This is a genomic window from Hydrosulfovibrio ferrireducens (assembly GCF_046883345.1).
GTDB lineage: Bacteria > Desulfobacterota > Desulfobulbia > Desulfobulbales > Desulfurivibrionaceae > Thiovibrio > Thiovibrio ferrireducens.
The window spans coordinates 14769-41035 of record NZ_JALKCW010000021.1 but is presented as its reverse complement, the minus strand read 5'-3'; the positions used below and the strand labels follow the sequence as shown (position 1 = coordinate 41035).

The following is a 26267-nucleotide window of genomic DNA, read 5'->3' as shown; positions in this document are numbered from 1 at the left end:
TTCCATGACCAACGACCCTACCCAGACCATTACCCGGATCGCCGAAATTATCATCAATGCCTTGCAACTGGAAGATGTTACCCCCCAGACCTTTGATCCGGACCTGGATCTGGTGGACGAGGTGGGCATTGATTCCATGGATCTGGCGACCATTGCCCTGGTCCTCCGGGACGAATACGGCATCCGGATCGATGAAGACGATTATCCCAAGCTGACCACGGTCCGGATCATCGCCGAATACATCAACACCAAATTGACCAGTGGCGAATAAGTGATCGTACCGGCCAGGGAGTATAAATTCTCCGAGATCATAGCGGACCCGGTTATCAGGGAACGATGGGATAAAGTTCGGAGGTATTTCTTTCTCCGCGAATCCACGTACGACATGAGCAACCGCTGCAATATCCGCTGCGAAGGCTGCTATTACTTTGCCGGCGAAAAGCAGTTTGCCGAGGAAAACCGGGACCCGGCAGCCTGGCGCCAGCTCCTGGAAGCGGAAAAGGCCCGGGGCATCACCTTTGTCGTGCTCGCCGGGGCGGAACCATCATTGGTGCCGGAGCTGTGCGAGGTCTGTTATGGAGTGATCCCCCTGGGCGCCATTGCCAGCAACGGCTTGCACAGTCTCCCGCAGGCGATTGACTACCGGGTCCATATCTCGGTCTGGGGCAACGACCGGACCAGCCTTGCCATCAGAAAGGCCCCGGACATGCTGGTCCGGCAGATGGCAAATTATCAAAACGACCCAAGAGCCGTCTGGGTCTATACCTTTACCCCGGTCAACATCGACGAGGCCAGGGAGGTTACGCAAATCCTGGCCAAAGGCGGCCTGCGGATCACCTTCAATATGTTCTCCGCTCCGGTCGGCTACAAAGGGCCGCTTCGCCATACCCCGGAAACCCTGGCCAGAACGGAGCGGGTCATGACCGAGCTTCTTGCCGAGTTCCCGGAAACCGTGCTGTTTTCCCCCTACAATATCCTTGCCCACACCCGGCCCCAGGGCCTGCACGAACTTTTTTCCTGTTCCTATCCCCGCATGAACCAGGCAACGGATATCGGCCTTGGCAGAACATTTCGCCAATACCGCACCAACCTGCAATGGGATCGCGACGCGGCCTGCTGCGTGCCGGATACCGATTGCGACGACTGCCGTCATTACGCCGCGGGCAGCGCCGTGGTCACGGCCCGAATGTACCGCCACGCCACGGATCCGTTGACCTTTTCCGCTTGGCTCGACTATGTTGACACCTACCTGGCTGTCTGGGTTAAAGGGTATGAAAAAGGCCCCAACCTCTGCGACGCGCCGGTTATTCCCCCTCCAAACCAATGAGTTGCCTCCGGTATACACCATGAAAACCGTCAGTTCACTGCTCGATGCGCACTGGTATGAGCGCTATAAAAACATTGCCAAGCTCAATATCCGCAGTTCCATCTATGACGTCACCGACCGCTGCAACCTGCGTTGCAAGGGGTGTTTCTTCTTTTCCTCCGGCGAGCATGAGGCTGCTGCCGAGGAAAAGGACGTCAGTAAATGGCACGCTTTTGTGGAAAAGGAGATGGCGCGCGGGGTGAACCTGGCCATCCTCATCGGCGGGGAGCCCACCCTCTGCCTGGACCGGATCGAGGCCTTTTATAAGCGGCTGCCAACATTTTGCGCCACCAATGGGCTGATCAAGGTGCCGAGGGAGAGATTCCCCGATATGATGGTCGGCATTTCCCTGTGGGGCGAGGCAGAGGATGAAATAACCCTGCGCGGCAAGGATACCTTCAAGATCTCCAGCGCCAACTACGCCGGTGATCCCCACGCCTATTATCTCTACACCATCACCCCCAAACAGCTCGGCAAGACCGAAAAGATCATCAAGAAAATCGAAGGGGTCGGGCTGAAGGTGCACATGCAGCTCTTGTCCAATGACGAGGCGGTGGACGGCTTTTCCTGGACCCCGGAGGAACTGGTCGCGGTGCGGGCGGAGATGGATGCGATGCTGGAGGCCTACCCGCGCACGGTGATTTCCTCCAAGTATTACCATAAGGTCATCACCACCGGACAAATGCTGGGCAGGCCGTTCGGCTGGATGGAATGCCCCTCGGTTACCGATACCATCGACAAGCGAGTTCCCCAGCCCAAGCGGCTGACCAATTTCATCCGCTGGGCCTCGGACCTTCAGACTGTCCACCGCTGCTGCACCTCGGAAACCCGTGACTGCGCCACCTGCAAGGACGGCGCTGCCCACATGAGCTGGGTTATGGTCAACAAGCGGGCGCACATGCAAAGTACCGAGGAGCTGCAGAACTGGATCGAGGTGTACGAAATGTTTGCCAAGCTCTATCAGTTTATTCCCTGGTAATCAGAGCCGGGCTGATGGGATTAAAAGACGCGGTCATTATCGGCTACGATGCCATTTCTCCCCTGGGTCATGACCTTGAAAGCCAATGGCAGCAGGCCCTTGCCGGAAAAAGCGGCATCACCCCTCTGACCCGTTTTCCCCTCAGCGATGATTTCCCGGTCAGAATCGCCGGCCAGGTTCCCGCCATCGACCAGGCGGACTACCCCTTTCTCTCCGCCAGGCATCAAGCGGCCTGGAGCTCTCCGGTCTTCAAGTATTCCCAGCTCACGGTGGCCAGGGCGTTGGAGCGTAGCGGCATCGAAATCACCCCGGATCTTGCCTCCCGGGTGGCGGTGACCTACAGCTCCGCCATCGGCGGTCTGGATGCGGTACTGACCGCCGACCGAAGGATGCAAAGCCAAGGCAAACTGCCCCACCCTTACGCCAACCCCAATGCCTGCATCAACATGATCGGCGGCAAGATCGCCATCCAGACCGGGGCCAGGGGGCCGATCACCTCCACCATCTCCGCCTGCGCCACCGGGCTCACCTCGATGATCATCGGCGCCATGTTTCTCGCCCAGAACCGGGCCGATGTCGCCATCTGCGGGGCGGTTGATTTCGCCCTGGTCGAACCGATCGTGGCCGGTTTTTACACCATGAACGGCGTTTACATCCCCAAGGATGAGCGGGAACATGATTTTCCGGAGGCGGCCAGCCGGCCTTTTTCCGCCAACCGGCGGGGCTTTGTCCTCTCCGAGGGCGCAGGAGCGGTGATTCTCGCCACCCGGGAATTCGCCGAGGCGCACGGTCTGGTGTATCATTGCGAACTTGCCGGCTGGGGAATGACCTCGGATGCCCACCATTTTGTCGCGCCGTATCTGGAAATGGTTACGCAGTGCATGCTCGACGCCATAACCGATGCCGACCTCGCCCCCCAAGATATCGATGCGGTCAACGGTCATGCCGCCTCCACCAAGGTCGGCGACCAGGTGGAATACGATGCCTTGCAGGCGGTTTTTCACCATAATCCGCCGCCGGTCTGCGCCAACAAATCGCTGATCGGCCACGCCATGGGCGCCTCCAGCGTTATCGAATCCATCTTTGCCCTCCAGGGGATGCGGGACGGGGTTGTGCCGCCCACCATCAATTACACTGCTGATCCCCAGATCGAAATTGACTGCGTGGCCGAGGGAAAACGGCCGATAAACCAGGAGTTTGTGTTGAAAAACGCCTTTGGTTTCGGGGGCTGCAATAGTTGTGCGGTGTTCAAGAGAAGCAGTTAAAAAAACAAAGGCCGATCCGCCGAAGTTCAATTACCAAAGCGGCCGCATTCTTTGCCTCCCCCTTTAACAAAGGGGGATTGAGGGGGATTTAAAAACGACCAAAACGCAACCACCGGCTGCAAATCCCCCCTCGCCCCCCTTTGTTAAAGGGGGGATAAAAAGTACTACGTTCATACACAACACCCTAAAACACGACCGGCGCAGAGGTCAAACCTTTACGAGTCCCCCGGCCAAGCCGGGAGGCACCTTAGAGATTATGAAAGCACCGCTGAACAGAAAAGTATTTGTCGTTGGCTATGGTGCGGCGACCTCCCTTGGCAATACCTTTGCCTCCACCTGGGAGGCTGCCCTGGCCGGACGGGCCGGTTCTCGCCGGATCACCCGCTGTGAGGTCACCACCCGCAGCAATGTGGTGGGGGAGATCCCGGACTGGGACCCGTCCAGGCTGGAGTATGTGAACCGGAAAGAGGCCTCGCTCTGGGAGGCCGGCTTTGTTTTTCTCACCATGGAGGTGTGCCGGGAGGCCCTGGCCAATGCCGGGCTGGTCATCGACCAGGAGACCGGCCCCAGGACCGGCTGCCTGATCGGTTCGGCCCTCAACGGCACGGATGCCTACCGGATTGCCATGGACAACTATGTCAACCGGGGCCCCCTGAAGGTGAGCCCCTATCTGCTGCCCAATCTCTGCGCCAATCTCCCGGCGGGCAAGGCCGGAATGCTCCTCGGCTTCACCGGCCCGGTCTTCTCCCCACAGGGCGCCTGCGCCTCCGGCAACCATGCCATTGCTATTGGCTCCAGGATGATCCGAGACGGCGACTGCGACTTTGTCCTGGCCGGAGGCGTGGAGACCTGCCTGGTGCCGGAAATCATCCAGGGCTTTGCCAACATGCTGGCCACCATCAAGGTCGACTCCAAGGATCGCGCCTTTGTTGACCCCACCCAGGCGTCACGGCCGTTCAGCATTGACCGCAAGGGCTTTGTCCTCTCCGAAGGCGGCGGGGTGGTGGTGCTGGCGGCCGAAGAGGCTGTCCGTTCCCTCGGCCTGACCGCCAGGGCAGAGGTGGCCGGGATCGGCTGGAACTCGGATGCCCATCATTTTACCCGGCCCAACCAAGAGACCATTGTCCAAGCCATCCATGGGGCCATTGCGGATGCGGAGATTGCTCCCTCGGATATCGGGGCGATCAACGCCCACGGCACCTCAACCCCCACCGGGGACAGCACAGAGGTGCAGTGCCTCAGAGCGGTCTTCGGCCGTGCCCTGCCCGGCATACCCGTGTCGTCCAACAAGTCCCAGGTCGGCCACAGCCTGGGCGCCTCCGCGGCCATCGAGGCGGCCCTGGCCATCGAGGCCATGGGCCAAGGCATCGTCCTGCCCACGGTCAACCATATCCCGGACCCCGCGTTCAGCGACCTGGACGTGGTTCCCAATCAAGCCCGCAACCACCCGCATGAATTCGTGCTCTCCAATTCCTTCGGCTTTGGCGGCACCAACTGCTGTATCGTCTTTCGAGGAATGTGATGCGACCCAAACCATTTATCCCGGAATTTCTGGACAAACCCTCCCTGGTCAGGGACACAAACAGCGGCAAGATCTGGCACCGCTGCGAGCAGCGCACCCTCTATGCGGACACGGACCGTTCCCAGGTCGTCTACCATGCGAACTACCTGCGGTATTTTGAATTCGGTCGGGCCTCGCTCATGCGGGAGGCCTCGTACCCCTATAAACAGGTGGAAGAAAGCGGCTACATCTACCCCATTATCAAGACAGAGCTCAACTATTACTCGCCCCTCTTTTATGATGACCTGATGTACATCCATACCCGGCCCGCCACCATCGAGCTGGTCAAGCTGCAGTTTGATTATCTGATCATCAGGGCTGAAACCGGGGAAATCGCCTGCACCGGTTTCACCAAGCATTGCGCCGTGAACAGCAAGGGCATCCCGGTGGAGATCGATGTCAAAACCATCCGGCTTTGGGAGGGATTCCCCGGTTTATGACCAGCGACCGGACTGTTGTTGCCATCCCGATCGAACCCTGGTTTGCCGATCACTGCTTTAACGGCAAAATCGTGCTGCCTGCGGTGGAGACCATGCTCCTGCTGGCCACGGAGGTTGCCGCCACCCATCCGGAGATCGACCCCCGGGTCATGGACCAGGTCCGTTTTGCCAGATTTCTGGAAATTCCGGCAAACAGCAGCAGAGTGGAAGCGTTGCTGGAATACCGGAAGCATGAAGACGGTTCGGTCCACGCCAAGCTGCTCAGCCGGAGGCAGGGCAAGGCCATGGCCCGGCTGCAGGAGCATGGCGAGATCCTCTTTGCCCCGGCCGGGAAAAATGATGCCCCCATGGCGGAGTATGTTCCCGCCCCTCCGGCAGACCCGGAAATGACGATTCCGGCGGAACAGGTGTACCGGGAGCTGGTGCCCTTTGGCCCAAGCTATCATACCCTGCAGGAGACCGTGCAACTCTGCGGCCAGATCGCCTGGGGCAGGCTGAAGGCGCCGAATTTTTCCCACGCCCCGGACAGGGTCCGCGACCTCGTCGGCTCCCCCTTTCCCCTGGACGGCGCCTTCCACGCCGCCTGTGTTCTGGGCCAGCGCGCCGCCGACTTTGTCCCCTTTCCCGTGGGCTTTGACCGACGGATCATCAACCGCCCCACCCTGCCCGGGGGCAACTATCGCACCAGGGTGCAACTGCTCTCCCAAACCAATGATGAACTGCTCTTTGACCTGCAAATTTTTGACGACCAGGGACAGATATTTGAGAGCGTCACCGGAATACGGATGCGCGATGTGAGCGGGGGAACGATCAAACCGCCGGAGTGGCTGCGGGACGGGGGAAAATGAACACGGAACCGGAGGACTCGCAAAGGTTTAACCTTTGCGCCAGTCGTGTTTCAGTGGGTTGGTTACGAACGGAGTACATTTTTATTCCCCCCTTTGACAAAGGGGGGCTAGGGGGGATTTTAGGACGGGGGTAGGCGATTTGGCCGTTTTTAAATCCCCCTCAATCCCCCTTTGCTAAAGGGGGAGGCAAAGAGTGCGGCCGCCGGAATGGCTGCGGGACGGGAGGGATTGCGCAAGGTCAAATAACCACCGGACAAGCGGTCACAGGGTGCTGCAGGTTGCGGCAAGATGTGGCGCCCTGTTATCTTTCCGCCCAGGCAAGCAATTTCTCCATGGAAACCCTGGTGAGCCAACGAAGAAAGATCAGGGAATACACAGCGCCGCACAGATACATGCCGAGCAGAAACACCAGATGCGACAGGCCGTAGGTCAGGGGCCCGCCCACGATGACAACCAAGGGCTCATGCAGATGGATGGCCAGGAAGCCGAGGGCGGCAACCGCTGGCCAGCCGATGATATAGCTGACCATAATAGCCAGGAGCCCGAGAATGATCTTGAGGCTCGGCTTTTCCTTGAAGGCGGACAGATCGGCCTGCTCCGCCATGGCGGAACGAACAAAAGCAGTGGCCGCGATTTTATGGATACTCTTTCTGATCACCTGGCTTGTCTCGCGAGGGGAAAGGGGGAAACGTGCTGCCGGGACGTATTTTTGCTAAGGTAATCAATTATTGACGGACTCGCAATAACCCCAAAACACAAAGGTCCGTAACGATAACTCAAAAAATTACCCTGCGGCAACCGTTGTAATCGCGGTTTTTTTTTGCGATTTCAACAATTTTTGGCTTTCTTATCAACCAAAAATCTGCTTAGCATCTGAAACGATAATCCAATGCGTTGGAGTGGCGCAAGCCGCTCCTGTAGTTTCCCCATGGTCACGCAGCCGAGCACCGCAGAGGCTGCCGAAAAAGGGCTTTGCACTGTTTGAGTACCCCGTAAGGGGCATAAACTCCGCGAGTTTGCAAAGCCCCGGCAGCATCGAGGAGTACCCCATGCGGGGCATAAACTCCGGGCATCCCGCCTGCGGCGGGACAAGTGGCGGGGTGCCCTTTCTTTGGTTCGTTTCTTTGGGCAAGCAAAGAAATGAACAGGACCACCGTCGCCGGAATACTGGCTGAAATTCGATGGAATCAAAATAGACAATGGCAGACATGAACCAGCCCGACCCCTGGAAATTTTTTGAGGCAATCTACTGTATTTCCGTTGCCGATCGTATCGACCGGCAACAACAGGTGCAAAAGCAGTTCGCAGCGGTGGGATTGGGGGATCGCGTGGAGTTTGTCCTGGTCGCCAGGCACCCTGAAAACAGGGAACAAGGCATCTTTGAATCCCACCTGCTCTGCCTCAATAAAGGGCTTGCAGCCGGAGCGCACCATATCCTGATCTTTGAAGACGATGTCTTCTTCCGCGACTTTGCCCCCCGCACCCTTGCCGAGGCCTGCCTGCACCTGGAGAGCCTTGCGCGCTGGGACGGCCTGTTTCTCGGCGGCATCACCAGCGGCAGCCGCAAAACCGGGGTGAAATCCCTGGTCCGCATCCAATACCGCTGCCTGTCCCACGCCTATGCCCTCAACGCCCCCTTTGCCCGGCGCATCGTCCAAGAGCAGTGGCGCGGGATCCCCTATGACGGCCTGCTGCGGAAAACCGGTGGCGATTTTTTTGCCCCCTACCCCATGTGCGCTTTTCAGGGGCTTTCCGAAAGCGACAACCAAACCGTGGCCATCGACAGAATCCGCCGGATGTTGGGAGGACTCCCGTTTATCCAGAAGATGAACGAGAGATATCAGAACCATAAACCGCTTTTTCTCGCCCTGCCCCTGGCTGCCTTTCTCGGTCTGGGTGCGTTGGCCTGGACGCTGTGGTAAACAAATGATCAATTACCGCCTGCTCTTCCTTGTTGTTCTCCTGATCATCGGCTGCGCCGTGGTCGGCAAAACGCGCCTTGCACTGGACACGGACCTGGCACGTTCCCTGCCGGCCGGCGAACGGGTTATCGCCGATGCCCTGGAAATCTTCAACCACCATCCCATCCACGACCAGATCGCGGTGGATCTTGCCATCAACGCTGATGATCAGGAGACCCTGGTGGAAGGCGGGGTCTTTCTTGAACAAAAGATGCAGGAAAGCGGACTCTTTGCCCAGGTCGGCACCAATGCCATGGGTGAGCTGATCCCGCGCCTTGCCATGCATGCGGCCCGGAACCTGCCGCTGCTCTTTTCCCGCGAGGAGCTTGCAGCCATTGCCCCCCAGTTGGAACCCGAGCGGATCAAGGAACGGCTGCGCAAGCTCCATGAGGATCTGGGCAGCCTGGAAGGGGTCGGCCAGGCGGAGTTCATCGGCCTGGACCCTCTGGGCCTGAAGGATCTGATCCTGGCGAAGATGGCGCTGCTGGCCCCCTCCTTGAATGCGCAATTTTACAAGGGGCACCTGCTTTCCGGCGATGGCCGCCATCTCTTGGTCACGGCCAGGCCGCTGGCCGCAGGCAGCAACACCGCCTCCGCCCTGGCCATTGCTGATTTTTTTGAACGCACCGCGCCGGAGCTTGTCCAACACTTTGCCGCCAAAGGGGTGCAGGTCAGCCTGACCCCGGTGGGGGCCTATCGGGCGGCCCTGGATAATGAACGGATGATCCGCCACGATGTACAGTTTGCCCTGCTCCTTTCAACCGCGGGCATCGCCCTGCTGCTCTTTCTCTCTTTTTCCCGGCCCCTGCTCGGGCTCATGTCCCTGCTGCCGTCCTTTGCCGGCACCGCCGCGGCCCTTCTGGTCTATTCTCTGTTTAATTCCTCCATCTCGATCATGGTGCTCGGCTTTGGCGGGGCGCTCATTTCCATTACCGTGGATTACGGCATCGCCTATCTGCTGTTTCTGGACCGGCCCCATGAATCCTCGGGCAAAGAGGCCGCGCATGAAGTGGGGGTGGTGGGAATCATGGCCATGGTCACCACCATTGCCGCCTTTCTGGTTCTCTGCGGCAGCGGCTTTCCGATTTTTACCGAACTGGGACTTTTCTCCGCCATGGGCGTCCTTTTTTCCTTTCTCTTTGTCCACACCATCTTTCCGAAAATCTTCCCGGTCATGCCTGCCGGCAAAAAGCATACCCTCCCTTTACAAAGATTTGTCAATCTCCTCTATACCACCGGCTGGAGGGGGGCCATGGGCGCGGTGCTGCTGGCCGCAACGCTGATTTTTTTCGCCCGCCCGCAGGTGCATATCAGCCTGAACAGCATGAACACGGTCAGCCGGGCCACGGAGGCGGCCGATGCCCTGTTCACCGAGGTCTGGGGGAAGATCGGGGACCGGATCTTTGTGATGCACAAAGAGGAGACAATTGCCGAGATCCAGCAGGGCAACGATCTTGCCCTGGCCCGGATCGAAAAGGATGTGCAGCAGGATATCTTAAGTGCGGCTTTTGTCCCGTCGATGCTCTTCCCGGGCCAGGAACGGGGCGCCCAAAATGTGGCCGCCTGGCAGGAATTTTGGGACAGCCGCAGGGTGGAGCAGGTGAAAACCGCGCTGGCCGGTGCGGGGGAGGAACTTGGGTTCACCCCCGATGCCTTTGCCCCCTTTCTCTCGCTGCTGGCGCCTGAGCTTGCCTTGCAGCCCCAGGCCCAGGCCCAGGAGATTCCCCATGATTTCTATGGGCTGCTGGGGATTTCCGAGAACACCCGGGAGTCCGGCCTGATCCAGTTTATCACGGTCGCGCCGGGGAAAAACTACGATGGCCCCGCCTTTCTGGCCCGTTACGGCAAGGAGAGCAAGATCTTTGACTCCGCCTTTTTTACCAAGCGGTTGGCCGATCTGCTCTTCTCCACCTTCACCTCCATGCTGGTGATCATCGCCCTCAGTGTGGCCGCCCTCCTCTTTCTGGTCTCCCTCAGCCTGCCCTTGACGGCGCTGACCCTGCTGCCCTCGGGTTTTGCCTATATCTGCACCCTGGGAACCATGAACCTTCTCGGCCGGCCCCTGGATATCCCCGCCCTCATGCTTTTATCCATCGCCATCCTCGGCATGGGCATCGATTATGCCATTTTCTGCGTCCGGGCCCACCAGCGGTACCGGGATATCTCCCATCCCTCCTATGCCAGGGTGCGCAGCAGTATCTTTCTCTCCGCCGCCTCCACCATGATCGGCTTCGGGGTGCTCTGTTTCGCCGAACACAGCCTGTTGCAAAGCATCGGCATCGCCTCGCTGCTGGGCATCGGCTACTCCCTGCTCGGCAGTTTTCTCCTGCTGCCCCCGTTGCTGACTCGCTACTTTGCCGAAAAATCGGGGAAAGAACCCTGCCTGGCCAAGGATCTCCCCCAATGCCTCCGCCGCCGGTTCCGCACGGTGGAGGCCTATCCCCGGATGTTCGCGCGCTGCAAGCTGCGTCTTGATCCCCTGTTTCATGACCTGCCGAGGATGCTGGCCACCAAGAAGGAGATCAAGACCATTGTCGATATCGGCTGCGGATACGGAGTTCCTGCCTGCTGGTGCCTGGAAAGCTTCAAAGATGCCAGGATTGCCGCAATCGAGCCTGATCCGGAACGGGTGCGGATCGCCGCCATTGCCCTGGGCGAGCGGGGCACGGTCACTCAAGGATGGGCGCCGGAGATGCCGCCCTTGCCGGGTGCTCCGGCGGACGTGGTCTTGCTGCTGGACATGCTCCATTATGTGGACGAGGTGACAGCCGTGGAGCTTTTCCGCCGGAGCTTTCAACTGCTGACCGATGGGGGGCTCCTGGTGGCAAGATGCACGATCCGTCCAGCCGGCAAGCCGTCATGGTCCTGGCGGCTGGAAGAATCGCGCATCCGGCTCTCGGGCCATGAGGCCTGGTACCGCTCCCCGGAAAAACTGGCCGGGCTTCTTGCCGAGGCCGGTTTTACGGTGCTCGTGCAGGAGATCACCGCCAATCCGGAACTGGCCTGGCTGGTCGGCCAGGCAAAAAAAGGAGCAGCCCATGCCGCGCAGCCCCTCTAAGCCGTCTGCGGCCGAAATAAGCGGAGCTGCGGCCCTGCTGCTTGCCTTTCTCATCTCCCTGTTCAGCCCTACCCTGGCTGTCCTGCCCCTGGCGCTTTTTCTTCTCGCCTGTCTTGCCACCCCCTTTCTTGCCGGGTACGGCTTTTTTCTGCCGGTAATCAGCCGGGGCAGCCCGGAAACCAAGCAGGTTGCCCTGACCTTTGATGACGGCCCCTGGCCGGCATCCACCCCCATCCTGCTCGATCTTCTTGCCCGCCATACCCTGCAAGCCACCTTTTTTGTGGTGGGCCGACAGGCAGAAAAACATCCGGAGCTGATCGCGGCGATCCTGGCCCAAGGCCACACCATCGGCAATCACTCCCTGCGGCATGATTCCCTGCTCATGTTGCGGAGACCCAAGACCCTGCAAAAAGATATTCATGCTACGCAGGAAATCCTGCAAAAATCAGGGATAACCCCTTGTGTCTTCCGTCCCCCGGCAGGGATCACCAACCCCCGGCTGAAACAGGTCTTGGCCCAAGAAAACCTCCTGGCTGTCAATTACAGTTGCCGGGCCATGGACGGCGGCAACCGCAACATCGACAATCTGGCCGAAAAAATCCTTACGCGGCTGCGGCCAGGGGACATCATCATGCTCCACGACCTCCCGCCGCAGGGGAAGGCCTTGAGTTCCATCTGGCAAAAAGAATTGGACCGCCTTTTTGCAGCGTTACAAAACAACGGTCAGGTCGTTTCCCTGGAAAAAATCATCCGCCATCCCGTGATGACTGTCATCCCCTCAAACAAAAAAAGGAGTTCCGTCAATTGACGGAACTCCTTTGATTTCTCACTTGGTGACCCCTACGGGACTCGAACCCGTGTTACCGGCGTGAGAGGCCAGCGTCCTAGACCGCTAGACGAAGGGGCCATGCTGTGCGCCATTATCTAAATGATGGGAGGGGATTTGTCAATCTTTTATTCCTCTCCCCCGCTCTTCCGAAAGGGGGAAAAACTCGCAACCATCCTGTTTCAATCCATAAATTTTCTGCCCGCCTCTTCCGCCCGGGTCAGGGTGGCCGCATCCTGTGCCATGTCCCCACGGCCATCCATGCCCTTGACCAGAAACTCCCCGCCATAGCCCATGCCCATGGCGTCGAATCCATATTTGGCCGTAAGAATCGCGCCCTCGAAAACCCTTTCCCCGTGGGTGGCGGACACCGCCACCAGAAAACCCTTGCGGGTTGGGTCCTTGCGCCACTCTCCCTTTTCGCTCAGGAGACGCTTCCTGCTCCACAGGGCCTGGCAGCGATCGACAAATCCCTTGGCCTGGGCGGTGATTCCGTAAAAATAGATGGGGGAGGCAAGGATCAGCCGTTGGGAGGCGAGAATCTTTGGATACAGCTCCTGCATGTCGTCTTCCAGCACGCATTGTCCGGTCTTGTCGCAGCCGCCGCAACCGATACACGGTTGAATACGCAGCGCACACAGGCGGACCACTTCGATCTCGCCCCCTGCCGCCTCAACCCCTTTAAGAACAGCGCCAAGCAGGGTTTCGGTATTGCCATTTTTCCGCGGACTCCCGATCACAGCCAAAACCTTCATCTCATTGCTCCCTCTGGCAAGATTCAACAGGATGGGCAGGCAGCCGGTTATAAAACACAACCTCATCCCGCAGCGCCCTTGCCGTTTCATCATTCAAAAATCTGGCGGCACACCGCCAGCGCCAGTTGCCCTCGGAGGTGCCGGGCATGTTCATCCGGCAATCGCTGCCAAAACCGAGAACATCCTGAAGAGGCACGATGACCAGCTCGGCAACCGAACCATAGGCCAGGCGGATAAAATCCCAGTGGATGGGGCTGCCCGCCTGGCTGTGGGTATAGCGCAAGGCCTTGGCCTTGCTGGCTTGCATTACCGTATCGCTGAAGTACCAGCCCAGGGTTGTATCGTTGTCGTGGGTGCCGGTATAGACCACGCAGTTTACCGTGGTGTAGTTATGGGGCAGATAGGCGTTGTGCTCGTCGGAATCAAAGGCAAACTGCAACACCTTCATCCCTGGAAAACCCAAGGTGTCGCGGAGCAGCTCCACCTCCGGGGTGATAACCCCGAGATCCTCGGCGATGATCGGCAACGCGCCGAGATGGCGTTTCATCTCGGAAAAAAATGCCAGGCCAGGCCCGGTGACCCATTCCCCATTAACCGCGGTCTCCTCCGAAGCCGGGATCTGCCAGTATGCCTCAAAGCCGCGGAAATGATCGATGCGGACCACATCCACCGTCCGGCAGATGTGTCGAAACCGCTGTCCCCACCAGGCAAGCAAGGCCTGGTTCATCTTCCCCTTGTCATCCCACCACTTGAAAAGAGGGTTTCCCCAGCGCTGCCCGGTCTCGCTGAAATAATCCGGAGGCACGCCCGCCACGTGGGTCGGGCGCCCGGTTTCGCGATCCAGGAGAAAGCAATCCTGATGCGCCCAGACATCGGCGCTGTCCAAAGCCACATAGATGGGGATATCGCCGATGATCCGGATGCCGTGGCAGTGGGCGTAATCCCACAAGATCTGCCATTGGGAAAAAAAGCAGAACTGCACAAACTGATGAAAAAAGATCCGCTCGGCCAGGGTTTCCCGCCACCGGGCAATGGCTTCCGGCTTGCGAAAAGCAATATCCGGCGACCAGAGGAACCAGGGACGCAACTGAAACTCTTCCCGCAGGGCCATAAACAGGGCATAGTCCTCAAGCCAGGCGGTTGTGCGGCGAAACTCCGCGAAAGCGGCCGAATCCCCGGTCAGACGAAATTCCAGAAAAGCGTGCTCCAGGATTTTCTCGTTAAAGGCGCGAACAGCATCAAAATCGACCAGATATTCGGAAAATTCGCTGGGGATTTCCACCTGCTCACGCCGGAGAAGACCTGCCCCCACAAGCTGTGCGGGATCGATGAGCAGCGGATTGCCGGCAAAGGCCGAGAGGCTCATGTAGGGCGAATTGCCGGAACTGGAACTCACCGGGCCGGAGGGCAATATCTGCCAATGGACCTGCCCGGCGGCCTTCAGGTAATCGATGAATTCGTAGGCGGATTTGCCAAGGGTGCCGATCCCGAAAGGCCCCGGCAGGGAGGTAAGATGCAAAAGGACGCCGCTGCTTCGCTGGTTGTGCATGGTTTTGTCGCCCTCTCTTTTTTCATGTCTGTCATGGCCGCGCAGCGCAACGACAAACGGGGATGCCTGTCTGTATCATACAGAATGGTCGGCCCGCCTCCAATTAAAAAACTTTCGAACGCTCACCCCATCTCATATACTGTAGATATTTTCAATATCCTCAAGCAGTTGCCGACCCACCAGGCACCGGGTATTATAAGGACAAGCTCTCAGGCAGCCTGTTCCGGGCCTTGGAACAACCTGTTTCAAGGCGTCTGCCGGAGAAGGCAGAAAACGGCTGGTTGCATTAAGAGCCAACGAAAAAGGAGCCCATGGCATGACCCTCTCCATCCTTGGCAATTGTATCGGGGGCATCGGCCTCTTCCTGCTCGGCATGCAGCTCATGACCGACGGCCTCAAGATTGCCGCGGGCAAGACCCTGCGCACCATTCTGGAGCGTTCCACCGCCACTCCGTTCAGGGGGATCCTTTCCGGCGTCTTCATCACCTCCCTGGTGCAATCCTCCAGCGCGGTGACCGTGGCCACCATCGGTTTTGTCAACGCCGGCCTCATGGACCTCCTGCAAGCCGTCACCGTTATATATGGAAGCAATATCGGCACCACCATGACCGGCTGGCTGGTGAGCCTAGTCGGCTTCAAATTCGACATCAAAATCTTTGCCCTGCCCCTCATCGGGCTAGGCATGTTCCTGCGCCTCACCAAGGGCAACGGCCGCTCCGGCGCCCTCGGCGAGACGTTTGCCGGTTTCGGCGTTTTTTTTCTAGGGATCGATCTGCTCCGGGCGACCTTTGCCGAAACAGGGATCAACCTGCCGCTCACTCTCTTGGACGGCGGGGTGGGAAGTTATTTCACCTTCCTGGTCATCGGCGTTCTGCTGACCGTGGCGATGCAATCATCCAGTGCGGCCATTGCCATAACCCTCACCGCCACCGCCGGAGGCGTTATCCCTTTTGACAGCGGAGCCTCCCTGGTCATCGGGGCTAATATCGGTTCCACCTCGACCGCCGCCCTGGCCGCGCTGGGCGCCACCCCCAACGCCAAACGGGTTGCCACGGCCCACGTCATTTTCAATCTGGTAACCGGCGCGGTGGCCCTCCTGCTGCTCCCTTTTCTCCTTCACGCCCTGACCGTTTTCCCGCAGATCCTGCATGCGCAAACCAACGCAACGATGCTGCTCGCCCTGTTCCATACCGTCTTCAACATCCTGGGAGTCGGCCTGATGTTGCCATTCACGCAATTCATGGTAACCCGCCTCACGGGCTGGTTCCGTTCCCATGAAGAGGACGAGGCTCAGCCCCTGTTTCTGGATACAAATATCGCCGCCACTCCGTTGCTGGCCTTCCATGCCCTTGCCAAGGAAATTGAACGGATCGGCAACATTGCCCGCCGCATGGCCAAGGGCGCCATAAGCAGCGAGGCAGGGCCAAGCCTCCAGCTCGATACCGACCGCCGCACTTTGCTCAAGCTGGAGATCGAGGTGGGCAACTTCATCAATCTGATCCGGAGGGGCAACCTGCCGGAAGAGCTTGACCATGTGCTGCCCAATGCCCTGCGCGTCACCAGCTACTACCGCGAGGTTGCGGATGTGTCCCTGCGGATCGCCCAGATGCAGCAGCAGAGCCGCCTGCTGGCGAATACCGCCCTGGCCCAGGAAATAGGCTTGTACAAACAGCATGTGGTGAAACTGCTGGATTTGACCGATGTGGCAAGGGAAGAGTATGCGCCGGAGGAATGCGCCGCCCTGTTCAAGGAAACCGAGGAGATGTACCGGCATCTCAAATCAAGCCTGCTCAAGGCTGGAACCAAGAACCTGCTGCCGGTGGGGCTGATGGTCTCGCTCATCGACCTGATGAGCGATGTCCGGCGCATTGCCGACCAGATTGAAAAGGGCGCCCGCTACCTGACCACCCTGACCACGGCCATGCCGACGGAGGACAAGGCAATTCCCGCGCAGGCTGCGGCATGAAGAAACTGCCTCACCGATAGAGACCCTGGGAGCCAATGTAGTCCGCCACTGATGCGGGAACAAGAGCCCGGACAGATCTGCCCTGCCGGATTGCCTCCCGGATCTCGGTGGAAGAAACCTTCACCGGCGCCATGGCCACCGGATAAATGGCGCCCCTTCCGGGCTCTCCCTGCCAGCACCCTTGATTTTCCGCAAAAGTATAGCCGGGGAAATGTGTTGCCACGGTCTGTCCGCACGACTGTTGGCAATGATCAGGCCTGCCAATCACCACGAAGGAGGCGTAATCCAGCAGCTCCCGGTGGGCCTTCCAGGTATGGATCTCGACAAAGGCATCCATGCCGGTGATGAAAAACAACTCGATCCCAGACCCCAGCCAAAGACGCAAGGCCTTCAGGGTATCGATGCTGAAAGAAGGCCCCACACGTTGAGCCTCCAGCCTGGAGACAAAAAAACCGGCTTCCCCGGCAAGGGCCAGCTCCAACATCGCAGCCCGGTGCGCAAAGGCGGAGATGGTGTAAGTCGGTTTGTGCGGCGGCAAAAAGGCGGGAACAAAAAGGATGCTCGAAAGATCCAGCGCCTTGCGGACAGCCTCGGCAACGGCGAGATGGCCATTGTGCACCGGGTCAAAGGTGCCGCCCAGGATGCCGACCCGCCGGCCGAGGTTATGGGGAAGTTCCACCCTGCTCTCTCCGGAGTCCTGCTTAAGCGCGGACCTGCCCTTCGCCGTAAACGATGAACTTCCTGGTGGTCAGCTCTTTCAGACCCATGGGACCGTAGGCGTGCAGCTTGGTGGTGCTGATGCCGATCTCTGCGCCCAGGCCGAACTGGCCGCCGTCGGTGAACCGGGTGGAGGCGTTGATCATCACCGCCGAGGCGTCCACCTCGCGGAGGAAGCGCTGGCCGTTGGCATAGCTGTTGGTGACAATCACCTCGGTATGCTGGGAGCCGTACTGGACAATATGGTCCATGGCCGCATCCAGATCATCAACCACCCGCACGGCCAGGATCAGGTCGAGAAATTCCATGCCGTAATCCGTGGGCAGGGCCGCGGTGATCTCGGGCAGGATCGCCTTGGCCCGCGGGCAGCCCCGCAGTTCGACCCCAGCCTTCTGCAATGCGCCCCAGACCTTGGGCAAAAAGGCGACGGCGACATCCTTATGGACCAGCAAGGCCTCCAGGGCGTTGCACACCCCGGGCCGCTGCACCTTGCCGTTCATGACAATGTTCACCGCCATGTCCAGATCCGCGCTGGCATCGACAAAAACATGGCAGACGCCCTTGTAATGCTTGAGCACCGGAATGCGGGAGTTCTCCGCCACAAAACGGATCAAGCTCTCGCCGCCGCGCGGGATGATCAGGTCGATCTGTTCATCAAGAGTGAGCATGGCCGTAACCGCCTCGCGGTCGGTGACCGGAATCACCTGCACGGCCGCAGCCTCGATCTTCTCCGCGGCCAGAGCCTCCTGCAGCACCTTGGCCAGGGCCAGATTGGAATGGATGGCCTCGGAGCCGCCCCGCAAGAGGATGGCGTTGCCCGCCTTGAGACAGAGCGCCGCCGCGTCCACGGTCACATTGGGCCGCGACTCGTAGATCATGCCGATAACCCCCAGGGGGATGCGCATCCGACCCACAGTAATGCCGGAGGGCTGTTTGGCCATCTCGCTCACCTCGCCCACCGGATCGGGCAGGGCCGCAACCTCGCGCAAGCCCCCGACCATGCTGTCGATCACCTTGTCGGTGAGAGCCAGCCGGTCGAGCATGGCAGCGGACAGCCCCTTGGCGCGACCCGCGACCAGATCCTTTTCATTCTCCTGCTGGATATAGGTTTTCTGGACAAGAAGCGCCTCGGCCATCTTCAGCAGGGCGTTGTTCTTGGCGGTGGTGGAAAGATTGGCCATGTTGCGGGAGGCCTTTTTGGCCGCCACTGCCATCTGCCTGATAGTTTCCTGGATGGACATATCTTGTGCTCCTTTAGAACCATAACTATAATGAGACTCTTGCAAAATGCTTTGTTGTGCTTCGACAGGCTCAGCATGAACGGAAAGAAACTATAATGATTTCAAGATGGCTACCGTTCGCCCTGAGCCTGTCGAAGGGGGTTTTTCTCTTTTTGCAAAAGGCTCATAATATCACCAAATTATCCCTATGGATAACCTCGTCGCTGTCCTTGGGCCGCTCCAGCATCTGTTCGATCTGGTTGGTCTTCACGCCCTTGATCCGGTCGATATCAGTGGACGCGTAGTTGACCAGCCCGGCGGCCAGAGGCTCGCCCTGTTCGTTGACACAATGCACCGGCGCACCGATGCCGAACTTGCCCCTCACTTCAAGGATGCCCGAAGGAAGCAGGCTTTTCCCCCCTTGCAGCACGGCCTTGCACGCCCCACCATCAAGAACCAGAGACCCTTGCGGCCGCAGGGTATAGGCAATCCAGTGCTTGCGGCTCGCCAGTTTTTCCGCCTGGGGCAGAAAAAAAGTGCCGACCAGCTCTCCGGCAAAAAGCCTGGAGATGGTATCCGGCTCCCGGCCCGGGCCGATGAAACAGCAACCGCCCCGCGCCGCCACCATCTTGGCGGCCTTGACCTTGCTGCCCATGCCGCCGGTGCCCACGCCGCTGTGCACCGTACCCACCATGCCCTGCACCGCGGCGTCGATCTTGGCCACGGTATATACCGGCCGGGCTTCAGGGTTGGTGAGGGGGTTGGCGGAGAACAGGCCGGAAACATCGGTCAGGCAGACAAAGATATCCGCCTCGGTGAGGTTGGTGACCATGGCGCCCAGGGCGTCGTTGTCGCCAAAGCGCAGCTCTTCCACGGAGACGGTGTCGTTTTCGTTGATGATGGGGACCAAGCCCCAATCCAGCAGGGTAAAAAGGGTGTTGCGGACATTGAGATACCGGTCCCGATGGGACAGGGCATCGTGGGTAAGCAGAACCTGGGCCACCTTCTGGCCCAATTGCTCGAAGATCTTTTCGTAGGAGCGCATCAGGCTGCTCTGGCCGATGGCGGCGGCAGCCTGTTTTTCCCGCAGGGTCAAGGCACGATCGCCAAGGCCCATCTTGCGGCGACCGGCGGCAACCGCGCCGGAACTGACCAGAATCACCTGCCGCCCGCTCTGCCGCAAGGCGCAGATCTCCTTGGCCAGAGCGTCCAGCACGGGCAGGTTCAATCCTTCCCCAGTGGTAAGGACGGCGCTGCCCACCTTGATCACTACCCTTTTGGCCCGATCCAGAAAACTCCGTCGCAGCGCCAGGTCTTCGTCATGCTCCATCGCTGTGGTCATCACGCCTCTCTTTCTGTCAGCATCTCTCCCAACGCTTCCTGCAACTGCGCGAGCCCTTGCCCGGTAAGCGCCGAAATGGCAAGCGGCCTGACTCCCTCCGCTTTGAAAAACAGCTCCTGCAAAGCAGCAAGCCGTTGCTCGTCTTCCAGCAGATCAATCTTGTTGAGCACCACCAGTCGCTGCCTGTCCATCAACTCATCATTGTAGACGCGCAGCTCGTTTTCCAGGGTGCGGTACTCCTGCAAAGGCTGTTCCTCCGGGGATGAAGCGTCAATGACATGGAGGAGTATCTGGGTGCGTTCGATGTGCCGGAGAAACTTGTGGCCGAGCCCGGCCCCGGTGTGCGCCCCCTCGATCAAGCCGGGGATGTCCGCAATGATGTAAGCGCCGGAATCGGGAAGATTCATGACGCCAAGCTGCGGCTCAAGGGTGGTGAAGGGATAGGGTGCGACCTTGGGGTTGGCGGCGGAGAGCTTGGAAAGCAGCGTGGATTTGCCGGCGTTGGGCAGGCCGATCAGACCGATATCCGCCAGCAGCTTCAGCTCGATGCGCAACCAGCGCTCCTCGCCTTCTTGGCCCTTGGTGGCAATGCGGGGCGCCCGGTTCTGGGCCGTGGCAAAATGGACATTGCCCTTGCCGCCCTCGCCGCCTTTCGCGGCAAGAAAGCGGTCGCCCTCTTGCAGCAGTTCGGCGAGAACCTCACCGGTTTCCACATCCTTGAGGATGGAACCGAGGGGCACATAGAGGGTAAAGCTCTCCCCCTTGCGGCCGTACATCCTCTTGCCGCGACCGGGAGTGCCATTCTGCGCAAGAAAGTGGGATTTAAAACGGAAATCAAGAAGAGAGGCAAGCTTGCGTGAGGCCTCGATTATGACCGAGCCCCCATCGCCGCCATCACCCCCGTCGGGGCCGCCTTTGGGAACAAACTTTTCCCGTCGGAAACTCAAACATCCATTGCCGCCGTCTCCGGCCTTGACAAAGAACTTTGCTTCATCGATAAAAGCCATCGTCGCCGCCAGTATAAGATTTCTGCCGGAGGCTGCTGCGGCACACGTTACAGTGCCAACGCAGCAGCAGGCACACACTATGAAAGAGCTGTTGCGAAACAGGCACTGCTTTTCCGGCTGTCGCCATGCGCCGCCTCGTCAACAACGCGGCTGCGGACAACTCCTTACGCCGCTATCTCTGCCTTGGCTTCAACCGGGTAGATGCTGACCCTTTTTCTGTTGCGGCCAAATTCTTCGTATTTCACAACGCCGTCGATCATGGCAAACAGGGTGTAATCACGCCCACAGCCAACGTTTTTCCCGGGGTGGATCACGGTGCCGACCTGGCGCACCAGGATGTTGCCGGCCCGGACAACCTGCCCGCCGAACCTCTTGATACCCCGCCGTTGAGAATTACTGTCACGACCGTTTTTTGAGCTACCGCCCGCTTTCTTATGTGCCACAATAACACCTCGTGTGTTTCAGTCCTGATGGCGTGGTACACGCACATCAGTTGTTTTTTCGACGACCCTAACCGTTTCCAGCCCTGTTAGGCGGAAATTTCCTTGATCTCAAGGGAGGTGAAAGGCTGGCGATGACCAGTTTTCACGCGATAGGCCTTACGGCGTCTCTTTTTGAAGATCAGAACCTTCTTGGCCTTGTCCTGCTCGACGATACAAGCCATGACCTTGGCCCCGACAAGAACGGGCTGGCCGATCTTGACCTCTTCCCCGTCGGCAATGAGGAGAACATCGGACAACTCAATGGTATCACCAATATTGCCGGCAAGTTTCTCAACCCGGACGCGCTCGCCAGGTGCAACCTGATACTGTTTACCGCCGGTACGAATGATTGCGTACATAATTCCTCCAACAACTGAACTCTTCAAGAGATAAACGGCTGATGCCAGCCGACTCGGTGAACAATACTTCTTTTTTTGACCCGCGCCTCGATGGTTTCCCGTGCTGGCGAAAACCGCCGGACAAGAGGGGCTGAACAAGCCAATCTCGCCTGGTGCGTGAAACCGATCTTAATACCATACAGGGCTACATTGTCAAGCAAGAATATCCCCTCTTCCAGCAAAACCCGTCCCTGCGTCGCTCTTTCAGCATCCCTGATCCGGGCGGTTATTCCCGGCCCCAGAGAATTTCGTATTTTTCCAGATGCACATCACGCACCGGTTCAATGATGATCTGTTTGCCCGTGGAGCCCTGGAGGTAGTCGATGGTCGCCGCCTCCTCCTTGAGCATCATGGCCGCCACCCTCGGGTGCACCTTGAGGACGACATTGTCGGCCAAGGCTTTTATGGCCTCGCGCTCCACCTTGCGGAAGATCTCATAACAGATGGTTCGGCCCGACTTCAGCATGCCATCGCCGTGGCAATAGAGGCAGGGCTCGCACATCATATGCCGCAAATCCTACCGGTTGCGCTTGCGGGTCATCTGCACCAGGCCGAACTCGGAAACCCGGAGGATGTTGATCCGGCTCTTGTCCTTTTTGGCCGCCTCCTTGAAGGCGGAAAAGACCTCTTCCCGGTGGGCCTCCTCTTCCATGTCGATGAAATCGACAATGATAATCCCGCCGATATTGCGCAGCCGGAGCTGATAGGCGATCTCCTTGACCGCCTCCATGTTGGTCTTGAAAATGGTTTCCTCAAGCCCGCTTTTGCCCACATACCGGCCGGTGTTCACGTCGATAACCGTGAGGGCCTCGGTGGTTTCGATGATGATGTAGCCGCCGCAGCGCAGCCAGATCTTTTTATCGAGCGCCCGGTTGATATCCATCTCGACCCCATGGCTGTCAAACAGGGGGATCGGGCTTTCCGAGAGCTGCACCCTGCCCTGCAAGCGCGGGGCAAAGGTTTCGACAAAATGCTGCACCCGGTTGAAGGTCTTCAGATCATCGACCACAACCCGCTCCACCTCCGGGGAAAAGATATCGCGCACCACCCGCAGGGTGATGTCGAGATCCTCATACACCAGGCTGGGAACCGCGGCCTTGGCCGCGATATCCTGAATCTCCCCCCAGGTATGGAGGAGAAACTCCATATCCGCCTCAAGATCCTCGTTGGTGGCGTTCTCCGCCACGGTCCGCACGATAAAGCCGGTGCCGGCCGGACGCAGGGTTTCGATATCCTGCCGGAGCTGCTTGCGGACGGTTTCGTCTTCGATCTTGCGCGAAATCCCGATGTGATCGGTCATGGGCATGAAGACCAGATTCCGGCACGGCAGGGTGATATTGCAGGTCAGCCTGGCGCCCTTGGTGCCGAGGGGCTCCTTGCAGATCTGCACCAGGATATCCTGCCCTTCGGTGAGTAGATCGCCGATGTTCAGGCCGGGGGTACGCCGGCAGAGGGACTCCGGGGTCTCGTTGCCGCAGCAGCCGCCACCGCAGTCTTCGGCCCGGTCACTTTTGGCCAGCCGCTTTTCAAAGTCATCGGTGCTGATATGGACATCGTCCACGTAAAGAAAACCGGTGCGCTCCAAGCCGATATCCACAAAGGCCGCCTGCATGCCGGAGAGCACCCGGACAACCCTCCCCCGGTAGATGTTACCGACCAGCCCCTTCTCCCGGGGCTGCTCCAGGTAAAATTCCACCAGATTGCCGTGTTCCACCAAGGCAATCCGGATCTCGTAGGGTGTGGCGTTGATCAGCAGTTCGGTAGACATGATTCTCACCAGACAGGTAAATTAAAAATTTTAACGCTCTGCGCAATGACGCGAGGGTTTAGCGGTGTGCTAACGGCGGACCGTTTATTTGCGACACTGCATCCCTGCGTCTCCGCGCCTTGGCGTTACGTTTTTTCGTCACTACGAAGCCAGCACCTTTTTATTGTGCTCTCGTCATTTTTCACTAACCGGATATGGCTCACTCGCCACCTTCAAGACCCTGGCCCTCCGGATCTCTTCTTCGGGCAACCCGAAAAGCTTGGCCGCAATCTCAAGCGGCTTGCCGCCCGGCTGGCCGGGTGCGCTGAACACAGACAGCGCCAGTTCGCCCTCGGGGGTCAGCCGGAGACTATGCAGCAGGGGCCGCAGATCGAGCTGTTTTTCCATCCCCTTGCGGACAACTACCACCGGCAGACTCTCCTGGGCCATAACCCGATCCAGTTCCGCCTGGACAGGCAATTTGGGCAGACGGAGATGATAGGTGGTGACCATGGTCCCCGCATGTTCCTTGCCGGCCAGCACCGCCTGCGTGATGACGAGTCCCTCGGGAAGCTGCCTGTTCATTGCGGGCACAAAACCGCCGAGGTCCGCAAGCGGCTCCCAAAGATCGATCAGGACAAATTCCGCCAAACTTTCCGTGCCCAGGGGCAGGGCCGGACTAAAAGAAACCTTGGGGGTCGGATTGAACCCCTGGGAAAAGTTCAGCGGCAGCTTGGCCCGGCTGAAGGCCCGGAAAAAAACCTGGAGCAGTTCCAGGTGGCTGAGCAGCCTGGCATTGCCCAAACGGGAATAGGTGAGCTTATACACGAAGTGCGGGCGAAGGGATTGCGGCGCGGAGGTCTCCTCCGGCCGCGGCGTTTCTTGTGGTGCCGGCTCGATCCCGGCCTTCTCCTGCTTGCGATGATGCACGATGGGCTTGAGGGTTTTCAGGTCGCAGACCCCGCATTGCTGGCAACCGTGCACCCGGCAGTCCGGGGTATACTCTTCCCGCAATCCCTTAGCGTATTCCTCGGCAAAAAAATCGCTCCGGACCCCGATGCCGAGATGCTGCCAGGGCAGCACCTCATCCGCTTCCCTCCGGCGCAGATACCCGTCCAGCTCCAGTCCGCAGGCCACGGCAGCCTCCTGCCAGCGATGCAGGTCAAAATGCTCGGACCAGGCATCCATGCGCGCGCCCCGCTGCCAGGCCTCCTCCAGCAACCGGCTCAGACACCGGTCGCCCCGGGAAAAAACCCCTTCCAGATAACTCATCCGCGGATCATGCCGCTTCAGGGTGCAGTTCTTGCCATAGAGCCGTTTCTTGATGGCATCCATCCGCGCATAGCCTTCTTCCATGGAGAGCTGCGGCTCCCGCTCAAACGCGGTATGGGGCTTGGGCACAAAGGTGGCGGCGCTCACGTTCACCCGACAATTGCCGCCTTTTCCGGCCTTGAGCACCTTCTGGGCCAGGGCCGGGATCGCGGCCACGTCCTCCTCGGTTTCCGTGGGCAACCCGAACATGAAGTAGAGCTTGATCAGTTTCCAGCCCAGGCCGTAGGCGGCATCCGCCGTGGCCAGCAGGTCTTCCTCGGTGATCCCCTTGTTGATCACCCTGCGCAACCGGTCGGTACCCGCCTCCGGGGCCAGGGTAAAGCCGGTCTTGCGCACCCGCTTGATCTGCTCCATGATCGCCGGGGTGAGGGTGCCGACCCGCAAGGACGGCAGGGACACGGAGACATGCTCCTTGGCAAAGCGGTTCATCAACCGGACCAACAGCTCGCTCAGGCAGGAATAATCGCCGGTGGAAAGCGAAAGCAGGGCCAGCTCCTCGAAGCCGCCCTCGGCAATGCCTTTTTCGGCCATGGCAAAGATCTTCTCCGGGGTGCGCTCCCGCACCGGCCGGTAGATCATGCCCGCCTGGCAAAAACGGCAGCCCCGGGTGCAACCCCGGGCGATCTCCAAGCCCAGCCGGTCGTGGACGATCCGGGTAAGCGGCACCAGGGGGGGCTGTTCGATGCTGGCGCCTTCCAGGTCGGCAAGAATCCTTCGCCGCACCAACCCGTTGCCGGAAAGCACTTGCATGCCGAGAAACTTGCCGCCATCGTCGTAACGCGGCTCAAAAAAGGAGGGGACATACACCCCCTCGATGCGACTGAGCCGCTCCAGCACCGCCTGCCGCTCTTCCCCGCTTTCCTTGGCCGCGCGAACCGCCTCGCATATTTCCAGCACCGCTTCCTCGCCGTCTCCGAGAAGAATGGCGTCAAAGAAATCCGCCACCGGCTCGGGATGGAAGGCGCAGGGCCCGCCGCCGATGACCAGGGGATGCGCTGCGGTGCGGTCCGCGCTGCGGAAGGGCAGCCCGGCCAGTTCGAGGATGGTGAGGATATTGGTATAGCAGAGTTCGTAGGGCAGAGTGATGCCGAGGATATCGAAATCAGCCACCGGGTGCTGCGACTCCAGGGAAAACAGGGGGAGATGGTGGGCGCGGAGCAGCTCCTCCAGATCGCGGTCCGGGGTATAGACCCGTTCGGCCACCAGATCCTTCCGGGCGTTGACGATATGGTAGAGGATCTGCAACCCCTGGTGGGACATGCCCAGCTCGTAGAGGTCCGGGAAGGCCAGCACCATGCGAAGGGCAACGGAATCCCACTCCTTTTTCACCACATGCAGCTCGTTGCCGCCATATCTGCTGGGCTGTCTCACCTGCGGCAGCAGGGTATCTATCTCGCTATTCATCGAAATTTCCTGAATAAAACCGGCCGATCGGAGCCGATTGATCG

23 protein-coding genes and 1 tRNA gene are annotated in these 26267 nt (G+C 59.3%); 11 read left to right on the top strand and 13 right to left on the bottom strand.

Features of this window, described 5'->3' with window-relative positions:
- Positions 1–4: 4 nt before the first annotated feature.
- The 7 genes from MWR57_RS09850 to MWR57_RS09820 all read left to right on the top strand — a co-directional run bounded on the left by MWR57_RS09850 (position 5) and on the right by MWR57_RS09820 (position 6459).
- A complete protein-coding gene (locus tag MWR57_RS09850; RefSeq protein WP_423124644.1) occupies positions 5–271 on the top strand; it encodes an acyl carrier protein in 267 nt (88 codons plus the stop codon).
- The gene (locus MWR57_RS09845; protein ID WP_423124643.1) at positions 272–1327 is read left to right on the top strand and encodes a hypothetical protein; all 1056 of its coding nucleotides are present in this window, start codon (positions 272–274) and stop codon (positions 1325–1327) included. It abuts the gene before it with no gap.
- 19 nt (positions 1328–1346) lie between these two features.
- Positions 1347–2345, top strand: coding sequence for a hypothetical protein (locus tag MWR57_RS09840; RefSeq protein WP_423124642.1), 999 nt, complete (start codon positions 1347–1349; stop codon positions 2343–2345).
- A gap of 14 nt (positions 2346–2359) precedes the next feature.
- Positions 2360–3610, top strand: coding sequence for a beta-ketoacyl-[acyl-carrier-protein] synthase family protein (locus MWR57_RS09835; protein ID WP_423124641.1), 1251 nt, complete (start codon positions 2360–2362; stop codon positions 3608–3610).
- Positions 3611–3866: 256 nt separating this feature from the next.
- A complete protein-coding gene (locus tag MWR57_RS09830; RefSeq protein WP_423124640.1) occupies positions 3867–5132 on the top strand; it encodes a beta-ketoacyl-[acyl-carrier-protein] synthase family protein in 1266 nt (421 codons plus the stop codon).
- On the top strand, positions 5132–5611 hold the full coding sequence (locus tag MWR57_RS09825) for an acyl-CoA thioesterase (RefSeq protein WP_423124639.1): 480 nt from the start codon (positions 5132–5134) through the stop codon (positions 5609–5611). Before MWR57_RS09830 ends, MWR57_RS09825 begins: the two co-directional genes overlap by 1 nt.
- On the top strand, positions 5608–6459 hold the full coding sequence (locus MWR57_RS09820) for a polyketide synthase dehydratase domain-containing protein (RefSeq protein WP_423124638.1): 852 nt from the start codon (positions 5608–5610) through the stop codon (positions 6457–6459). The genes MWR57_RS09825 and MWR57_RS09820 overlap by 4 nt, the downstream gene beginning before the upstream one ends.
- Positions 6460–6760: 301 nt before the next feature.
- On the opposite strand, the gene MWR57_RS09815 is transcribed toward MWR57_RS09820, so the two are convergent.
- Positions 6761–7117, bottom strand: a complete 357-nt coding sequence (locus MWR57_RS09815; protein ID WP_423124637.1) for a hypothetical protein — start codon at positions 7115–7117, stop codon at positions 6761–6763.
- A gap of 541 nt (positions 7118–7658) precedes the next feature.
- Between MWR57_RS09815 and MWR57_RS09810 the strand changes: the two genes are divergently transcribed.
- From MWR57_RS09810 to MWR57_RS09800, 3 genes are read left to right on the top strand one after another with little or no spacing between them, the layout of a single operon-like run.
- Complete coding sequence (locus MWR57_RS09810) at positions 7659–8381, top strand: glycosyltransferase family 25 protein (protein WP_423124636.1); 723 nt, start codon at positions 7659–7661, stop codon at positions 8379–8381.
- A 4-nt stretch (positions 8382–8385) separates the two neighbouring features.
- Positions 8386–11478 (top strand): MMPL family transporter, encoded by a 3093-nt coding sequence (locus tag MWR57_RS09805; protein ID WP_423124635.1) that lies wholly within the window; start codon positions 8386–8388, stop codon positions 11476–11478.
- The gene (locus MWR57_RS09800) at positions 11459–12286 is read left to right on the top strand and encodes a polysaccharide deacetylase family protein (protein WP_423124634.1); all 828 of its coding nucleotides are present in this window, start codon (positions 11459–11461) and stop codon (positions 12284–12286) included. The genes MWR57_RS09805 and MWR57_RS09800 overlap by 20 nt, the downstream gene beginning before the upstream one ends.
- A 23-nt stretch (positions 12287–12309) precedes the next feature.
- Here the strand turns inward: MWR57_RS09800 and MWR57_RS09795 are convergent.
- The 3 genes from MWR57_RS09795 to malQ all read right to left on the bottom strand — a co-directional run bounded on the left by MWR57_RS09795 (position 12310) and on the right by malQ (position 14608).
- Positions 12310–12385, bottom strand: a tRNA-Glu gene (locus MWR57_RS09795).
- A 101-nt stretch (positions 12386–12486) separates the two neighbouring features.
- A complete protein-coding gene (locus MWR57_RS09790; RefSeq protein ID WP_423124633.1) occupies positions 12487–13059 on the bottom strand; it encodes a flavodoxin family protein in 573 nt (190 codons plus the stop codon).
- 1 nt (position 13060) lies between these two features.
- Positions 13061–14608 (bottom strand): 4-alpha-glucanotransferase, encoded by a 1548-nt coding sequence (malQ, locus tag MWR57_RS09785; protein WP_423124632.1) that lies wholly within the window; start codon positions 14606–14608, stop codon positions 13061–13063.
- Between the two features lie 316 nt (positions 14609–14924).
- Here malQ and MWR57_RS09780 point away from each other — a divergent pair, with 316 nt between their 5' ends.
- On the top strand, positions 14925–16574 hold the full coding sequence (locus tag MWR57_RS09780; protein WP_423124631.1) for a Na/Pi cotransporter family protein: 1650 nt from the start codon (positions 14925–14927) through the stop codon (positions 16572–16574).
- Positions 16575–16584: 10 nt separating this feature from the next.
- On the opposite strand, the gene nadD is transcribed toward MWR57_RS09780, so the two are convergent.
- The 9 genes from nadD to MWR57_RS09735 all read right to left on the bottom strand — a co-directional run bounded on the left by nadD (position 16585) and on the right by MWR57_RS09735 (position 26223).
- Positions 16585–17253 (bottom strand): nicotinate-nucleotide adenylyltransferase, encoded by a 669-nt coding sequence (gene nadD / locus MWR57_RS09775; RefSeq protein WP_423124630.1) that lies wholly within the window; start codon positions 17251–17253, stop codon positions 16585–16587.
- A gap of 22 nt (positions 17254–17275) precedes the next feature.
- Complete coding sequence (locus MWR57_RS09770; RefSeq protein WP_423124629.1) at positions 17276–18532, bottom strand: glutamate-5-semialdehyde dehydrogenase; 1257 nt, start codon at positions 18530–18532, stop codon at positions 17276–17278.
- A 163-nt stretch (positions 18533–18695) separates the two neighbouring features.
- Entirely contained in the window at positions 18696–19817 is a 1122-nt protein-coding gene (gene proB / locus MWR57_RS09765; protein ID WP_479723970.1) for a glutamate 5-kinase, read from the bottom strand.
- Positions 19818–19852: 35 nt separating this feature from the next.
- Positions 19853–20860: a GTPase ObgE gene (obgE, locus tag MWR57_RS09760; protein ID WP_423124627.1), complete on the bottom strand. Its 1008-nt coding sequence runs from the start codon at positions 20858–20860 to the stop codon at positions 19853–19855.
- Positions 20861–21024: 164 nt separating this feature from the next.
- Positions 21025–21303, bottom strand: coding sequence for a 50S ribosomal protein L27 (gene rpmA / locus MWR57_RS09755; protein WP_423124626.1), 279 nt, complete (start codon positions 21301–21303; stop codon positions 21025–21027).
- Positions 21304–21389: 86 nt separating this feature from the next.
- The gene (gene rplU / locus MWR57_RS09750) at positions 21390–21701 is read right to left on the bottom strand and encodes a 50S ribosomal protein L21 (protein ID WP_423124625.1); all 312 of its coding nucleotides are present in this window, start codon (positions 21699–21701) and stop codon (positions 21390–21392) included.
- A gap of 265 nt (positions 21702–21966) precedes the next feature.
- On the bottom strand, positions 21967–22245 hold the full coding sequence (locus tag MWR57_RS09745) for a hypothetical protein (protein ID WP_423124624.1): 279 nt from the start codon (positions 22243–22245) through the stop codon (positions 21967–21969).
- Between the two features lie 12 nt (positions 22246–22257).
- Positions 22258–23508, bottom strand: a complete 1251-nt coding sequence (locus tag MWR57_RS09740; protein WP_423124623.1) for an Rne/Rng family ribonuclease — start codon at positions 23506–23508, stop codon at positions 22258–22260.
- A 174-nt stretch (positions 23509–23682) separates the two neighbouring features.
- Complete coding sequence (locus MWR57_RS09735) at positions 23683–26223, bottom strand: TIGR03960 family B12-binding radical SAM protein (protein WP_423124622.1); 2541 nt, start codon at positions 26221–26223, stop codon at positions 23683–23685.
- Between the last annotated feature and the right edge of the window lie 44 nt (positions 26224–26267).

What these genes read in the sequence shown, in the direction of transcription:
- MWR57_RS09825 (WP_423124639.1), top strand. Translation starts at nt 5,132, where the DNA reads ATGCGACCCAAACCATTTATCCCGGAATTTCTGGACAAACCCTCCCTG.
- MWR57_RS09805 (WP_423124635.1), top strand. Translation starts at nt 8,386, where the DNA reads ATGATCAATTACCGCCTGCTCTTCCTTGTTGTTCTCCTGATCATCGGC.
- MWR57_RS09780 (WP_423124631.1), top strand. Translation starts at nt 14,925, where the DNA reads ATGACCCTCTCCATCCTTGGCAATTGTATCGGGGGCATCGGCCTCTTC.
- obgE (WP_423124627.1), bottom strand. Translation starts at nt 20,860, where the DNA reads ATGGCTTTTATCGATGAAGCAAAGTTCTTTGTCAAGGCCGGAGACGGC.
- MWR57_RS09745 (WP_423124624.1), bottom strand. Translation starts at nt 22,245, where the DNA reads ATGATGTGCGAGCCCTGCCTCTATTGCCACGGCGATGGCATGCTGAAG.
- MWR57_RS09810 (WP_423124636.1), top strand. Translation starts at nt 7,659, where the DNA reads ATGGCAGACATGAACCAGCCCGACCCCTGGAAATTTTTTGAGGCAATC.
- MWR57_RS09850 (WP_423124644.1), top strand. Translation starts at nt 5, where the DNA reads ATGACCAACGACCCTACCCAGACCATTACCCGGATCGCCGAAATTATC.
- MWR57_RS09835 (WP_423124641.1), top strand. Translation starts at nt 2,360, where the DNA reads ATGGGATTAAAAGACGCGGTCATTATCGGCTACGATGCCATTTCTCCC.
- MWR57_RS09740 (WP_423124623.1), bottom strand. Translation starts at nt 23,508, where the DNA reads ATGTCTACCGAACTGCTGATCAACGCCACACCCTACGAGATCCGGATT.
- MWR57_RS09800 (WP_423124634.1), top strand. Translation starts at nt 11,459, where the DNA reads ATGCCGCGCAGCCCCTCTAAGCCGTCTGCGGCCGAAATAAGCGGAGCT.
- MWR57_RS09840 (WP_423124642.1), top strand. Translation starts at nt 1,347, where the DNA reads ATGAAAACCGTCAGTTCACTGCTCGATGCGCACTGGTATGAGCGCTAT.
- MWR57_RS09735 (WP_423124622.1), bottom strand. Translation starts at nt 26,223, where the DNA reads ATGAATAGCGAGATAGATACCCTGCTGCCGCAGGTGAGACAGCCCAGC.
- MWR57_RS09820 (WP_423124638.1), top strand. Translation starts at nt 5,608, where the DNA reads ATGACCAGCGACCGGACTGTTGTTGCCATCCCGATCGAACCCTGGTTT.
- malQ (WP_423124632.1), bottom strand. Translation starts at nt 14,608, where the DNA reads ATGCACAACCAGCGAAGCAGCGGCGTCCTTTTGCATCTTACCTCCCTG.
- rplU (WP_423124625.1), bottom strand. Translation starts at nt 21,701, where the DNA reads ATGTACGCAATCATTCGTACCGGCGGTAAACAGTATCAGGTTGCACCT.
- MWR57_RS09770 (WP_423124629.1), bottom strand. Translation starts at nt 18,532, where the DNA reads ATGTCCATCCAGGAAACTATCAGGCAGATGGCAGTGGCGGCCAAAAAG.
- MWR57_RS09790 (WP_423124633.1), bottom strand. Translation starts at nt 13,059, where the DNA reads ATGAAGGTTTTGGCTGTGATCGGGAGTCCGCGGAAAAATGGCAATACC.
- MWR57_RS09830 (WP_423124640.1), top strand. Translation starts at nt 3,867, where the DNA reads ATGAAAGCACCGCTGAACAGAAAAGTATTTGTCGTTGGCTATGGTGCG.